The sequence below is a fragment of the Campylobacter sp. CCS1377 genome (assembly GCF_040008265.1).
Taxonomy (GTDB): domain Bacteria; phylum Campylobacterota; class Campylobacteria; order Campylobacterales; family Campylobacteraceae; genus Campylobacter_D.
The window spans coordinates 894,962-907,978 of the sequence record NZ_CP155620.1; the positions used below are offsets into that span (position 1 = coordinate 894,962).

The following is a 13,017-nucleotide window of genomic DNA, read 5'->3' on the forward strand; positions in this document are numbered from 1 at the left end:
TATATTTTTTATTTAAAAAGGAAAGAAATATGAAAAAATTTTCACTCGTCGTTGCAAGTTTAGTTGCTGGAACAGCTTTAAGTTTAAATGCTGCTGTTGTGGCTACTGCTGGTGGTAAAAATATTACTGATACTCAAGTAGATGAATTTTTTGCTCCTATGCTTAGAGGACAAAGCATTAATAATTTACCAGCTGATCAAAAAAAGGCTTTTATTCAACAATATATTGTGCAAGATTTAATTTTAAATGAGGCTAAAAAAGATGGTTTAGAAAAAGATGCGACTTATAAAAAAGAATTGGATCGTGCAAAAGACGCTATTTTAGTAGCAGTTTATCAAGACAAAATCATGCAAGATATTAAAATAGATTCCGCAAAAGTGAAATCAATTTACGATCAAAACAAAGATAAATATGTAAAACCAGCTAGAGTTCAAGCTAAACATATTTTAGTTCAAAATCAAACAGATGCAGAAAAAATTATTGATGAATTGAAAAATTTAAAAGGCGATGCATTAGATAAAAAATTCTCTGAAATTGCAAGAGCAAAATCTATTGATAACGGCTCCGCTGCACAAGGTGGTGAGCTTGGTTGGTTTGATGAATCTACTATGGTAAAACCATTTACAGATGCTGCTTTTGCACTTAAAAAAGGTGAAATTTCCAAATCACCTGTAAAAACTAATTTTGGTTATCATATTATCCTTAAAGAAAATTCAGAGGCAAGAACACAACTTACTTTTGATCAAGTAAAACAAGGTATTGAGGCAGCTTTAAGAGCAGAGGAATTTAAACAAGTAATTGCAAAAAAAGCTCAAGAACTACTTGATAAAGCTAAAGTGACTTACAAATAATGGGTGTTTTAGATATAGTAAAAGCAGGAGTTGTTAGTGGCGAAGAGTTGAATAAACTCTACGCTTACGCTAAGAGCGAAAATTTTGCAATTCCTGCAGTAAATGTTGTGGGGACTAATTCTATCAATGCGGTTTTAGAATCTGCTAAAAAAGTTAATTCGCCTGTAATCATACAATTTTCAAATGGTGGAGCTAAATTTTTTGCAGGTAAAAATTGTCCCAATGCGGAAGTTTTGGGAGCTATCAGCGGTGCTAAACATGTTCATTTACTTGCAAAAGCTTATGGAATTCCTGTGATTTTACATACCGATCATGCTGCTAGAAAACTTTTACCTTGGATAGACGGTTTGATTCTTGCAAATGAAGAATTTAAAAAACAAAATGATGTAGCTTTATTTAGTTCGCATATGCTTGATCTTAGCGAAGAAAGTTTGGAAGATAATCTTAGCACTTGCGAAGCCTATCTTAAAAAATTAGATGCTTTAGGGGTGAGTTTAGAAATAGAACTTGGCTGCACTGGTGGCGAAGAAGATGGGGTGGATAATACTGGCATTGACAATGCAAAGCTCTATACTCAGCCTGAAGATGTCGCTCTTGCTTATGAAAGACTTGGTAAGATTAGTGATAAATTTTCAATTGCAGCAAGTTTTGGTAATGTTCATGGTGTATATAAACCAGGTAATGTCAGCTTGCAACCTGAAATTTTAAAGAATTCTCAAAATTTTGTTAAAAATAAATTTAATCTTCAAAATGATAAGCCTATTAATTTTGTGTTTCATGGTGGTAGTGGTAGTGAATTAAGCGATATTAAAAACGCTGTAAGTTATGGCGTTATTAAAATGAATATCGATACAGATACACAATGGGCATTTTGGGATGGTGTTCGTATTTATGAAGCCAGCAATAAAGCCTATTTACAAGGACAAATTGGCAACCCAGAAGGTGATGACAAGCCAAATAAAAAATACTATGATCCTCGCGTGTGGTTAAGAGCAGGTGAAGAAAGCATGATTAAACGCTTGGAAATTGCTTTTGAAGATTTAAATTGCATTAACAAAAATTAAAATTGATAAAAACAATCGCTTTTTGATTGTTTTTATCCCAAGATAGTCATCTCTGACGCATTTTCATTTATCTTTAAAATTTTTATCCATTTTTAAAAATTCACATAATTTATTATTAAAAATTATTTATTTTTATAAATCATAAAACAAAGTGTGATATTTTAAAAAATTCAAGCTAAAGATTTTTATTTTAAAAATTTATCCCAAATAAGAGTTAAAAATTCTAAAAAAATGCAAGAGATATTAAAACCCTTGTTGATAAAAATAATTCTTAAGCCCTAATATCGATATTTATCAAAGAATATATTTTATTAATATTATTTGGTTGTTTTAGAATTTCAAATAAAGATTTTTGATGCTCCTTTGGTGATTTGTTGCACCCATTCTAAAAAATTACTTGAATTTATTTCATTTTTTTGATTTAAACTATTTAATTTGTTTTCAAAATCTTTAACATCGCTTGTGTCACTAAGTAATGCAAAAGCATCGCTTAAATTCGAAAAATAAGCATTGCTAAGTTTATTATTAAGTTCTTTGATTTCATTTTCACTTAAAGAATTATCAAACCCTTGTAACTTTCCCCATATGGTTGTTTCGCCAGCAATTAAAGGTTGTATGCTTACCCCAGCATTAACATTGTTAGATAAAAAACCTATTAATAAACCACCCATAGTAATAGAGTCATCATTATTTGTATATTTATCAGCACTAGTATCCCAAGATAAAGCGGTGTTTTTAGCACTATGTAAAATATCAGGATTAAAAAGTAAAAGTTCTGATTTTTCATCTGTATTGTCAAAATTAAAAAAAACTAGGACTTAATTTTTCATTCTCATTAATATTTTTAAATCCACCTTTTGCGTTAATGTCTTTCATTTCTTCGTAAGAAAAAGTTTGTTTTACTTCTAAAGTGTTTTTATCTATTAAGTAATTTTGCGGAAAATAATTTGCTAAATCTTCTTTTGAAAAGCTATTTTCTCCTTTTAATTCAGGAGTTTTTTCTATAAGTTGAGAAACTATTTTATAAGCATTTCCTATGGTTTTTGCAATATCGATATTTGTATAGCTTTGCAAAATTCCATTATTCTGAGCCTTAATAAAATTTTCCATAGCGCTAGAATAAATTTTTATGTCTTCAGGAATTCCTGCTTTTTTATTAAATTCACTTGTGAAATACCCATCTTTATCCACATCATAACTCATAAATTGGTTTTGCTTTAGAGTATCTGTATTTTTTATTGGGATTTATAGATAAATTTAACCCAGCTTAAAGCTACTAAAAGTAGTGTTTCTGATTTTTATCATACTAAGCCCTAATATCTATACTTTTTGGTGTAGAATTTAAAGAAAGGATTTTGTTAAATTCCCCTGTATCATCATCGCTAAATTTCATACCAAAAAGAATTTCTAGCTCATCGCTTGTACCAAATTTAGTTTCTAGTAGCTTTTTTAAAAGCTCATTCATTCTATTATCATCTTTATAGGTTTCGCTTTTGCTTTCTGCTTGTATAGGTTCAAAGGGTTTATCTTTTTCTTTGTTTGAATTTTTTGTGCTAGAGCAATTTCTCTATTTTGTTTTGCTATTTCAGCTTTATATATTTCCCCCATTTCATCACTTTTGGCTTTCATTTCTAGCCATTGTTTTTTAAATTCATCTATATCAGTTATTGTATTTCTAAGTTTGGTTATATATACACTATCTGCAAATACATCTCCTGTTATACTCCATTCGATAGGATTTTGTTTTATAAAATCATTCAAATCTTCCGCTTGGCTTTGGCTCATATTTTTATCATAGCCATTAAGTTTTTCAGCTATGGTTGTTTCACCTTCTATAAGAGGTTCTTGACCGACATATTAGCAAAAAATGCAATTAAAACACCACCTTTATTTATAGAGCCATTATCATTTTTGTGGATTTCTTTTATATCTATATGTGAGCTTGGAAAACTTAATGCCAATTGTTTAGAATTTTGATAAATTTGTAAATTATTGTTTGCACTTAAAGCACTATCAAACTCTTTTTGGGTTTGATAGATATTTTCTACCTGAAAGCTTTTTTTGTCATAAGAAAATCCTAAAGGGATTTTGCTTAAATCTTCAGTAGTAAAATTTCCACTCGGTTCATCAATAAGCTGTGAAAAAACCTTATAAGCATTACCTAAACTTTTGGCAATATCTATATTGGTAAAAGATTTAAAATTAAGGTTAGTGATATAATTAACAAAATTTTCAGCACCTTTAGCATAAATCTTATAATCTTTTGGCAATCCTGCAGCTTCGTTAAAATCACTTGTAAAAAAGCCATCTTTATCTACGCCATAGCCTAGCATTTTACTTACTGCTTGTGATTTATCGCTTACAAGGCTTGAGTTATCATTTGCAACATTAGATGATTTTATATTTGAAGTATTATTGTTTAAAGTGGTTGTGTAATTATAATTTGAATAAGAATTTATACTATTAATCATCTTTGCCACCTTTTAAAAATAAGATTTACAAGATAAATCGGCAAAAATGATTTTTTCGTAAATTTTTTATCTTTTTTGTTTTAAATATTTAATTAAAGTGTGTAAAAATAAAATCCTTAATAAGTTTTTTGCGGTATAATATTTTCTTTTATTTTTAAATTTTAAAGGTTGCTTATGGCTACAAAATCCGACAAAATGATAGAATTAGTCCTTCCAGAAGTTAAAGAAAGAAAAGGTTTTTTGGTTTATTTTAAAATCATTCTCGCACCATTTCTTGCGTATTTGTGTTTTGCATTAGCGTATTTTAACTTTATTTCATTAAGAATTGACTTGAATAGCTTTGCAATGATTAGTATTTTATTTTTCATCGCTTTAATTCTTGCTAAATACAATGCCGAATACGATTCTAATATCTTTGAACAGCAAAAACTTGAATTTAAACAAAATTTAAAACAATATATCATTAAACATTTTTTAACTATAGGCAAAGAGACAAAAGCCAATGCTTCTTTTGATAATTTTGCCTATGATTTTGTGACCAATATCAGAAATGAGCAATTTACCAGTGTGGCAACTTCTATTTTTCCAATGCTTGGTGTTTTAGGAACTTTTATAAGCCTTGCTATTTCAATGCCAAATTTTACCTCCAACGACATTGCAAATTTAGAAGGTGAAATTTCTTATCTTTTGATAGGAGTTTCATCTGCTTTTTATATTTCAGCTTATGGTATATTTTTGGCACTTTGGTGGGTATTTTTCGAAAAATACGGTAAAAACAAAATTCAAAAACTCATCAATCGCCAAAAAAATGCCACAAGCAATTTCTTTTGGACAAAAGAAGAATTGGAGCACCGCTATTTGTACGAAAGTCTAAAGCATTTTGATAAAATTGGACTCATAGTCGAACAGGTAAGCAATCAAGACTTTTTTACGGAACTTGATCAAACCATTAATCGTAAATTTGAACTTTTCCAAGATATGTTTAGCGTTGAAGAAAAAGCGATTAGAATTAGCAACGAGTATATCAAACAAACTATGAATGATTTACACAAAAGCCAAAAAGAGCAAAAAGACATAGGCAAACTTTATTCTGAAATTTTAAATGCTGTTGGTATTTTTAACCAAAATCTCAAAGATGTAAATCTTAGAATGTCTGAGCAATACAATCGCTTGCTTGATATAAGTTCTGAAAAAACTCACCATTTGGATAAAACTTTAAGTTCATTAGATGAAAAAATAGAACTTTTTCAAAGAAATTTCGAGTATTATCAAAAATCTATGCTTGAAAATCAAGAGAAAATATTCAATGGCTTTAAAACAAGCTTATTGGAAGGTATGAAAGAATTTAGAGAGATTTATGAAGAAGAAAAAAGTCTCGACAGTAATTTAGAAATCATGTCTCAATTAAAAAATGAAATTACTGAATTAAATAGCGAGGCAAGCGAAATGATAAGCAAACTCGAAGAAAGCACAAATAATGCAAAATAAAGAAAATAATTTTTGGATACTTTATGCTAATTTAATGGGTGCTTTATTTTTTATTTTTATTTTAATCATTGCGGCCATAGTTATCAAATATGCCTTAACCAAAGACAAATTAGAAGGCACCAAAAACGCTCTTAGTCAACAAGAACAAACCTTAGAGCAAAAAAAACAAGATTTTGAAAAACAAGAACAAATCATCTACACCCTTGCAAAACGATTAGCTGATGTAAATTCAAGTTATGAAAAACTCAATGTAAAAGACCAAGATTTATTGATATTGGTTGGTTTATTGGAAAAAAGGGAAGAGGAATACGAAAAGTTAAAGGAAAAATTTACAGAATTCAGACAAAGGCTTAATAATGTAAATTATTCTAAACAAGAATTAAGCGCCGAGCTTAAAAAAAATCCGAATTTAAATCCCATCATTAACGAAGAGGCGAATATTATTTTAGATTCTGATATTTTGTTTAACACAGATTCTTATATTTTAAAATCAGAAATCAAAGAAAATTTAAGAAAGCAATTAACTCTTTATTTTGATAGCGTTTTAAATAATAAAATTTTTGCCCCAAAAATCGAAAATATTATCATAGAATCTCACACCAATAGTGATGGTTCTTATATGTATAATCTTGACTTGTCTCAAAAAAGGGCTCACGAGCTTTTAAATTTTATACTTTCTTTTTATAAAGATACAAGGCTTCAAAAATTACTCATAGCCACTGGAAAATCATACTCTGAACCTATTTTTAAAAATGGTAAAGAAGATAAAATTTCCAGCCGTAGAATGGAAATTAAAATTCAAATTTCAAATAAAGCTATAGTGCAAGATATTGAAAAACTTATTTTTAACTAAAAGCCCCATTCAAAAAATCACCTTCAAGGGCTTTGAATTTTATATCAAAAGAGATGATTTATTAGGACAAATTAATGGCAACAAAGCCAGAAAATTAGCCTTTTATCTTCATCAAAATTATCCCAAAAATCAACGCTTTATAAGTTTTGGGGGACTTCAAAGCAATGCTTTGGAAGCTCTAAGTATTTTTACAAAGCTTAAAGGCTACAAGCTTATTTATTTTTGCGAAAAAATACCCCAATTTTTAAAGCAAAACCCTTGTGGAAACTATGCTTTAGCTTTAAACAATGGCGTTGTTTTTAAAGAAAATTTACAAGCAAAAAATTTAAAAGAATTTGCCCTAAGTTTTTGTAAAGAAAATGATGTTTTCATTGAACAAGGCGTGGCAAATTTAAATGCGGAATTTGGCTTAAAAGAACTTGCAAAGGAACTTGAAATTCAAAGCAAAAAACTTCAAATTGATTTTGATATTTTCTTACCTTCTGGCACAGGAACTTCAGCGGCATTTTTGGCAAAAAATTCAAATTTTGACATTTATACTTGTGCTTGTGTGGGAGATAGCGAGTATTTAAAAAAACAAATTTTAAATATTTTGCCCAATTTTGATTTTAAAAATTTACATATTTTAAACAGTGTAAAAAAATACTATTTTGCAAAGCCCTATCTTGAATTTTATGAGCTTTACAAACAAATCAAAATAGAATGCAATATAGAATTTGACCTGCTTTATGATATGCTAGGTTTAAATATAGCTTTAAACCATAACTTCTCAAAACCCCTTTTATACATACATCAAGGCGGCATAAATGGTAATGCTTCTATGTTCGAACGCTATAAAAGATTGTTTTGATGTTTTGCTACACTCAACATGACGAGATACTTTGTCATACTAAGGGAGTAAATTTGTCATCCTGAGGGAATGAAATGACTGAAGGATCTCTATGATGAAAAACCATAAGTGGTTCAACGGTTTAATGATAAAAAATAGAGTTTTTGATTTTTTAGAGTTTACAAATTTTTTAAGTCCTTTTTAAATATAAGTAAGCTCTAAAAAGTTATAAAGCTTTGTTGATTTGAATTCTTTTTTATAAAATGGAATGAAACTGTGAAAGCAAAGGTTTATTTTAGGCTCTTGCTGGCTATTATCAAATTTAAAAACCTTCATTTATAAAGCAAGATAAAGGGCAATTTCATCAGCAAGTAAAAAATTTAAATTATAAAATCTTGCATTTTCAAATTTCAACTTTTTGTCTTTTAGTAAAATTTGTGCTTTTTCTTTTTGTGAAATTTGCAAACTTTTTTCATCAATACCCACTATGCTTCTTAAACCCAAAAACAAATGCTCTAAATTTAAATCCTTTTCACTCAAATACTCAAGCTCTCTAAAACAAGGATTTTCTATATAGGACTTTAAATTTTTAGCCGTATAAAAACGCTTGTTTTCATAAAAACCAACCCCACTCAAACCACAACCTATATAATTTTTACCTTGCCAATAAGCAAGATTGTGCTTACAAATATAGTTTTCATTTTTAGCAAAATTGCTAATTTCGTATTGTAAAAAGCCAAGTTCTTTGATTTTTTCTATAAAAAATTTCATCAAATGCGGTGCATTTTTTTTAAAATGCTCTTTTTTTGCAAAAGCCGTTTTTGGCTCTATAGTAAGATTATAAGCGCTTAGATGGGTGATTAGGGGTTTGATTTTTTCTAAATTTAAAAGCTCAAATTCAAGCATTTTTTTATCATCTAATTTTGTATCATAAATCAGATCTAAATTTACATTTTTAAATCCTGCTTTATTGGCATTTTTTAAGGCTTTAAAAATTTCTTTTTGACTATGAATGCGCCCTAGAAATTGCAATTTTTTTTCGCTAAAACTTTGTGCGCCAAAAGAGATGCGATTGACTCCAAAATTTTTTATCTCTTCAAGCCAAGTAAAGTCAGCAGAATTTGGATTTGCCTCGATAGAAATTTCAGCATTTTTTGCTAAAAATGGTTGCAAAAATTCAAAAATATCCTCATAGGCCTTTGCCTCGATCATACTTGGAGTTCCACCGCCTATAAAAACAGTATTGATGCTAGATTTATTTATATTAAAATTTGAAATTTGAAGGATAAGATCTTCTTTTAAAGCCTTAAAATAAGCATTTTGAAAATCTTTAAGCCTTAAACTCGTAAAAGAACAATAATGACATTTGCTTTCGCAAAAAGGAATGTGAATGTATAAATGCATAAAAACCTTAAAATTTTTAATTTATTTTAATCAAAAATTGATTGAAAATAAGTTAAAATAGGGGGATTTTTGCAAATTTTTAGGAATGAAGGTGGAACAAGAAAAAAAATATAGACTTAATGTCGCAGCGATAATTCTTTCAAGTGCTTATCCTTTTGAATGTAAAGTTTTAGTCGCAAAAAGAAATGATATGGATAATGTTTGGCAATTTCCTCAAGGGGGTATTGATAAAGGCGAAAGTCCAAGAAGTGCGCTATTACGAGAATTACAAGAAGAAATTGGTACTAATGAAGTGGAAATAATAGCAGAATATCCAAAATGGTTGCAATATGATTTTCCAAGCAAGGTTGCTAAAAAAATGTATCCTTATGATGGGCAAAGTCAAAAGTATTTTTTAGTGCGCTTAAAGCCAAAGGCAAAAATTGATCTAAATACTAAGCATCCTGAATTTGATGCTTATGATTTTGTTAATATAAAGCAAGTTTTTGAAATGATTAATCATTTCAAAAGACCTCTTTATGTCAAAGTGATTAAATATTTTGAAGAGAAAGGTTATATTTAATGCTTATAGTTCAAAAATATGGTGGCACAAGCGTTGGCGATTTAGAACGCATTGAAGCAGTAGCACAAAGAGTAATTAAAAATAAAAAAGAAGGACATCGGCTTGTAGTTGTAGTTTCTGCAATGAGCGGTGTGACAAATCAGCTTATTGAATACGCTGAATTTTTTAGTAAACAACCCAACGGTAGGGATATGGATGTACTTTTAAGCAGCGGTGAAAGAGTGACTTCTGCACTTTTAGCCATTGCTTTAAATGAAAAAGGCTTTCCTGCAATTTCCTTTTCTGGAAGAAATGCAGGTATTATCACAGATAGCATTCATACTAAGGCTAGAATTCAAAGTATTGATACTAAGGCGATTTTAGAGCAATTAGAGCAAGATAAGATCGTCGTTGTAGCAGGTTTTCAAGGTATTGATGAGAAAGGCAATGTTACGACTTTAGGGCGTGGCGGAAGTGATTTAAGTGCCGTGGCTTTAGCTGGGGCTTTAAAGGCTGATTTATGTGAAATTTATACCGATGTGGATGGAGTTTATACCACAGATCCAAGAATTGAGCCAAAAGCAAAAAAACTAGATAAAATTTCTTATGAAGAAATGCTTGAACTTGCAAGTTTAGGGGCTAAAGTTTTACAAAATCGCTCTGTGGAGCTTGCAAAAAAATTAGATGTAAAATTAGTCACTAGAAGTAGTTTTAATGACAATGAAGGAACAATTATAACAAGAGAGGATGGAATGGAACAGGCTTTAGTAAGTGGTATAGCATTAGATAAAAACCAAGCAAGAATTACTTTAAGAAAAATCGAAGATAAACCAGGAATTGCAGCTGAAATTTTTTCAGCCCTTGCAAACGCAAATATCAATGTGGATATGATTATCCAAAATGTCGGAGTAGATGGAGCTACAAATTTAGGTTTTACAGTGCCACAAAACGAATTAGATCTTGCAAAAGAAACAATGAAAAAAGTTCTTGGCGATAATGCTGTTATAGAAAGTGATAGTGCAATAGTTAAGGTTTCTATAGTGGGCGTTGGTATGAAATCTCATTCAGGGGTTGCTTCGGCTGCATTTAGCGCTTTAGCAAAAGAGGGCATTAATATCGGTATGATTTCAACAAGTGAAATTAAAATTTCTATGATAGTGCATGAAAAATACGGAGAATTGGCAGTCAGAGTTTTACACGAAACTTACGGACTTGATAAATAATGACAGATTTTTTAAAATTTACCCTTGAGTGTATACGCGATGGTGGTGCTTCTATGGCTTGGATGGAAGAAAGAAGGCTTGAGTTGGCCCCTTTACTTGCAGCAAGACTTAGATTGTTACTTGAGGGCAAAAGTTTTATTTTTATGTGTGATGAGCAAAGATCTTGGTATGAGGAATATTTTTTAAAAAATATCAATATCCGCTCTTCGCGTCCTATGCTTCCTTTTTTTTCTTTGAATAATTTTTGCAAAAAAAAATTAGAAAGCCAAGAAGATATAGAATTGCTCAATGATCTGTTAGAATTTACCTTTCCTAATGGCTATGTGTATTTTTATATAGGATCTAATTTAGATAAAAAATGTCAAATTGCGAAGTCAAAAAATGATAGCTTACTTTGGCTTTTTGACGAACAATTGCAAAATAGTTTTTATCTTAATTCTAACGATAGCGATCTTGATGTTAAACTCATTACGCTTTTTAAACTTATGGATAAAAGTTTAGATGCGATTTTATTTTCTAAAGTTAGTATTTAAAGGTTGCTCTTGGAATTTATCAGCAAAATCATCATTAGTAGCGAATTTGAAAAAATCACAGAAGAAATGCTAGAAAATTTTAATCTTAACGATTTAAGATTTATCCCAAAAACTCCAGTAAATGAGTTTTTAATTGAAGATGCAAAAGCCGTTGAAAAAGAAAGCTATATAGCCGAAAGAACGCAAAAAATTATCATCATCATGGCACATTCTTTCAGAAATGAGGCGCAAAATTTTTTATTAAAACTTTTTGAAGAACCACCAAAAAATATCAAATTTCTTATCGTAGCACCTTCTAAAAATTTGCTTTTACCTACAGTGAGGTCGCGATTTATTTGTGAAAAACGCAATGAAAAAAAACAAAGACAAGATATAAATTTAAATCTTAAGCAACTTGGCTTAAAAGAGATTTTTAGTTTTTTACAAAGCCATGAAAGCTTAGATAAGGTAGAATTAATGGAACTCATTGCAAATTTAAGTTTGCATTGTGTAAAAGAATTTAATTTAAGTGAAAAAGAATTAGAACTTTTTTATAAAGCCTATGAGTTAGCTAAGTTAAATTCGAAAGCAAATATTTTACTAAGCTCACTCTTACTTAATTTATATGAAGTAAAAAAATGAAATTTTTTAAAATTAACCCAAATACCAATTTTAATTTGCTTTGTTCTTTTATAAATCCGCATAAATTCGGACAAAAGATTATGAGTGAAAAAACACAAATTCACTTCATACTTATTAAAGATCTAAGCGTAAGCGCGGCAAATATTTTAAAGCAAGATGCCTTAAGAGTAGGGGCGGAACTTGTCACACATAAAGAAGTCATCACAGCTAAAATCACGCACTCAAATGCGCTTTTAATGGCGACAAAAGAGCAAATTCAAAAGCTTATAGCTAAAGAAAAACTTCAAGATTTTGGCCTTAAAAATTTAGCTAATTTTTTAGAAAATGATTTTACTAAGCCAAAAAACGCAGAGCTTATGGCAGTCATTAATGTAAATGAAGATAGTTTTAATGAACAAAGCAGAGTAAATGAGAAAAATTTTGAAAAAAAACTTATTGAGTTTTTAGAGCTAGAGCCTGAATACATCGACATAGGAGCGGTGAGTTCTAGGCCAAAAAGCGTGTATTGTGGCAAAGAAGAAGAATTTAGAAGACTTAAAGGTGTGCTTGATTTAATTTATAGTCAAAATTATTATGAAAAAGCCATTTTTAGCCTTGATAGTTTTGATGAGTATTGTTTGGAATACGCTTTAAATAAAGGCTTTAAATTTATTAATGATATCAGTAGTTTAAGAAATGTAAATTTAGCTAAACTTGCAAGTAAATACAATGCAAAATACTGCCTTATGCATATGCAAAATGATCCTTTAACCATGCAAGATGATCCAAAATACGATGATTTACTTGATGAAATGAGTAGTTTTTTTAAAGAAAAACTTGAAATTTTAGATACTTTAGGAGTGAAAGAAAGCATTTTAGATGTGGGAATTGGTTTTGGCAAGAGTGCAGAACATAATATGATTTTAATCAAACATTTAGAACATTTTTTAAAATTTAAAAAGCCTTTGCTTGTGGGCGCAAGCAGAAAAAGCGTCATCAATGCCTATCATAAAAGCGAAGTAAAAGATCGCTTAGCAGGGACTTTGTATCTACATTTAAAAGCTTTTGAAAATGGAGCAAGCATCATAAGGGTGCATGATTTATACGAGCATAAACAGCTTTTTGCGTTAGAAAAAGCAATGCAAGGCATAGGAGTTTAA

16 protein-coding genes are annotated in these 13,017 nt (G+C 29.7%); 10 read left to right on the forward strand and 6 right to left on the reverse strand.

All coding sequences use genetic code 11. The features are described 5' to 3' along the window. The first annotated feature begins 29 nt into the window (after nucleotides 1–29). Entirely contained in the window at nucleotides 30–851 is an 822-nt protein-coding gene (locus tag AAH949_RS04545) for a peptidylprolyl isomerase (protein ID WP_134238641.1), read from the forward strand. Next, nucleotides 851–1,915, forward strand: a complete 1,065-nt coding sequence (gene fbaA / locus AAH949_RS04550; RefSeq protein ID WP_134238642.1) for a class II fructose-bisphosphate aldolase — start codon at nucleotides 851–853, stop codon at nucleotides 1,913–1,915. Before AAH949_RS04545 ends, fbaA begins: the two co-directional genes overlap by 1 nt. A 338-nt stretch (nucleotides 1,916–2,253) precedes the next feature. On the opposite strand, the gene AAH949_RS04555 is transcribed toward fbaA, so the two are convergent. The 5 genes from AAH949_RS04555 to AAH949_RS04575 form a co-directional block, all read right to left on the reverse strand. Next, complete coding sequence (locus AAH949_RS04555) at nucleotides 2,254–2,586, reverse strand: hypothetical protein (protein WP_348519105.1); 333 nt, start codon at nucleotides 2,584–2,586, stop codon at nucleotides 2,254–2,256. A 130-nt stretch (nucleotides 2,587–2,716) separates the two neighbouring features. After that, nucleotides 2,717–3,118, reverse strand: coding sequence for a hypothetical protein (locus AAH949_RS04560; RefSeq protein ID WP_348519106.1), 402 nt, complete (start codon nucleotides 3,116–3,118; stop codon nucleotides 2,717–2,719). Nucleotides 3,119–3,221: 103 nt separating this feature from the next. Further along, complete coding sequence (locus tag AAH949_RS04565) at nucleotides 3,222–3,380, reverse strand: hypothetical protein (RefSeq protein WP_348519107.1); 159 nt, start codon at nucleotides 3,378–3,380, stop codon at nucleotides 3,222–3,224. After that, complete coding sequence (locus tag AAH949_RS04570) at nucleotides 3,377–3,700, reverse strand: hypothetical protein (RefSeq protein ID WP_348519108.1); 324 nt, start codon at nucleotides 3,698–3,700, stop codon at nucleotides 3,377–3,379. Before AAH949_RS04570 ends, AAH949_RS04565 begins: the two co-directional genes overlap by 4 nt. 47 nt (nucleotides 3,701–3,747) lie before the next feature. Then, nucleotides 3,748–4,386 (reverse strand): hypothetical protein, encoded by a 639-nt coding sequence (locus AAH949_RS04575; RefSeq protein ID WP_348519109.1) that lies wholly within the window; start codon nucleotides 4,384–4,386, stop codon nucleotides 3,748–3,750. Between the two features lie 174 nt (nucleotides 4,387–4,560). Here AAH949_RS04575 and AAH949_RS04580 point away from each other — a divergent pair, with 174 nt between their 5' ends. The 3 genes from AAH949_RS04580 to AAH949_RS04590 are packed head-to-tail and all read left to right on the forward strand — an operon-like array spanning nucleotide 4,561 to nucleotide 7,577. After that, nucleotides 4,561–5,874, forward strand: coding sequence for a MotA/TolQ/ExbB proton channel family protein (locus AAH949_RS04580; RefSeq protein WP_348519110.1), 1,314 nt, complete (start codon nucleotides 4,561–4,563; stop codon nucleotides 5,872–5,874). Further along, nucleotides 5,864–6,727 carry an OmpA family protein gene (locus tag AAH949_RS04585; RefSeq protein ID WP_348519111.1) on the forward strand — a complete coding sequence of 288 codons (864 nt, stop codon included), beginning with the start codon at nucleotides 5,864–5,866 and terminating at the stop codon, nucleotides 6,725–6,727. Before AAH949_RS04580 ends, AAH949_RS04585 begins: the two co-directional genes overlap by 11 nt. Then, nucleotides 6,705–7,577 (forward strand): 1-aminocyclopropane-1-carboxylate deaminase/D-cysteine desulfhydrase, encoded by an 873-nt coding sequence (locus AAH949_RS04590; protein ID WP_348519112.1) that lies wholly within the window; start codon nucleotides 6,705–6,707, stop codon nucleotides 7,575–7,577. The genes AAH949_RS04585 and AAH949_RS04590 overlap by 23 nt, the downstream gene beginning before the upstream one ends. Nucleotides 7,578–7,892: 315 nt before the next feature. Here AAH949_RS04590 and hemW read toward each other — a convergent pair whose 3' ends face one another. Beyond that, on the reverse strand, nucleotides 7,893–8,960 hold the full coding sequence (gene hemW, locus AAH949_RS04595; protein WP_348519113.1) for a radical SAM family heme chaperone HemW: 1,068 nt from the start codon (nucleotides 8,958–8,960) through the stop codon (nucleotides 7,893–7,895). A 91-nt stretch (nucleotides 8,961–9,051) separates the two neighbouring features. Here hemW and AAH949_RS04600 point away from each other — a divergent pair, with 91 nt between their 5' ends. The 5 genes from AAH949_RS04600 to folP all read left to right on the forward strand — a co-directional run bounded on the left by AAH949_RS04600 (nucleotide 9,052) and on the right by folP (nucleotide 13,017). Then, entirely contained in the window at nucleotides 9,052–9,522 is a 471-nt protein-coding gene (locus tag AAH949_RS04600) for an RNA pyrophosphohydrolase (protein WP_134238647.1), read from the forward strand. Then, nucleotides 9,522–10,724 carry an aspartate kinase gene (locus AAH949_RS04605; protein WP_134238648.1) on the forward strand — a complete coding sequence of 401 codons (1,203 nt, stop codon included), beginning with the start codon at nucleotides 9,522–9,524 and terminating at the stop codon, nucleotides 10,722–10,724. Before AAH949_RS04600 ends, AAH949_RS04605 begins: the two co-directional genes overlap by 1 nt. Further along, the gene (locus tag AAH949_RS04610) at nucleotides 10,724–11,257 is read left to right on the forward strand and encodes a HobA family DNA replication regulator (protein ID WP_134238649.1); all 534 of its coding nucleotides are present in this window, start codon (nucleotides 10,724–10,726) and stop codon (nucleotides 11,255–11,257) included. Before AAH949_RS04605 ends, AAH949_RS04610 begins: the two co-directional genes overlap by 1 nt. Before the next feature lie 66 nt (nucleotides 11,258–11,323). After that, nucleotides 11,324–11,878, forward strand: coding sequence for a DNA polymerase III subunit delta' (locus AAH949_RS04615; RefSeq protein WP_243832601.1), 555 nt, complete (start codon nucleotides 11,324–11,326; stop codon nucleotides 11,876–11,878). Beyond that, entirely contained in the window at nucleotides 11,875–13,017 is a 1,143-nt protein-coding gene (gene folP, locus AAH949_RS04620) for a dihydropteroate synthase (protein WP_348519114.1), read from the forward strand. Before AAH949_RS04615 ends, folP begins: the two co-directional genes overlap by 4 nt.

Excerpts from the sequence above, each read along its gene's own strand:
- AAH949_RS04545 (WP_134238641.1), top strand. The coding sequence starts at position 30 with ATGAAAAAATTTTCACTCGTCGTTGCAAGTTTAGTTGCTGGAACAGCT.
- fbaA (WP_134238642.1), top strand. The coding sequence starts at position 851 with ATGGGTGTTTTAGATATAGTAAAAGCAGGAGTTGTTAGTGGCGAAGAG.
- AAH949_RS04555 (WP_348519105.1), bottom strand. The coding sequence starts at position 2,586 with ATGGGTGGTTTATTAATAGGTTTTTTATCTAACAATGTTAATGCTGGG.
- AAH949_RS04560 (WP_348519106.1), bottom strand. The coding sequence starts at position 3,118 with ATGAGTTATGATGTGGATAAAGATGGGTATTTCACAAGTGAATTTAAT.
- AAH949_RS04565 (WP_348519107.1), bottom strand. The coding sequence starts at position 3,380 with ATGAATGAGCTTTTAAAAAAGCTACTAGAAACTAAATTTGGTACAAGC.
- AAH949_RS04570 (WP_348519108.1), bottom strand. The coding sequence starts at position 3,700 with ATGAGCCAAAGCCAAGCGGAAGATTTGAATGATTTTATAAAACAAAAT.
- AAH949_RS04575 (WP_348519109.1), bottom strand. The coding sequence starts at position 4,386 with ATGATTAATAGTATAAATTCTTATTCAAATTATAATTACACAACCACT.
- AAH949_RS04580 (WP_348519110.1), top strand. The coding sequence starts at position 4,561 with ATGGCTACAAAATCCGACAAAATGATAGAATTAGTCCTTCCAGAAGTT.
- AAH949_RS04585 (WP_348519111.1), top strand. The coding sequence starts at position 5,864 with ATGCAAAATAAAGAAAATAATTTTTGGATACTTTATGCTAATTTAATG.
- hemW (WP_348519113.1), bottom strand. The coding sequence starts at position 8,960 with ATGCATTTATACATTCACATTCCTTTTTGCGAAAGCAAATGTCATTAT.
- AAH949_RS04605 (WP_134238648.1), top strand. The coding sequence starts at position 9,522 with ATGCTTATAGTTCAAAAATATGGTGGCACAAGCGTTGGCGATTTAGAA.
- AAH949_RS04610 (WP_134238649.1), top strand. The coding sequence starts at position 10,724 with ATGACAGATTTTTTAAAATTTACCCTTGAGTGTATACGCGATGGTGGT.
- AAH949_RS04615 (WP_243832601.1), top strand. The coding sequence starts at position 11,324 with ATGCTAGAAAATTTTAATCTTAACGATTTAAGATTTATCCCAAAAACT.
- folP (WP_348519114.1), top strand. The coding sequence starts at position 11,875 with ATGAAATTTTTTAAAATTAACCCAAATACCAATTTTAATTTGCTTTGT.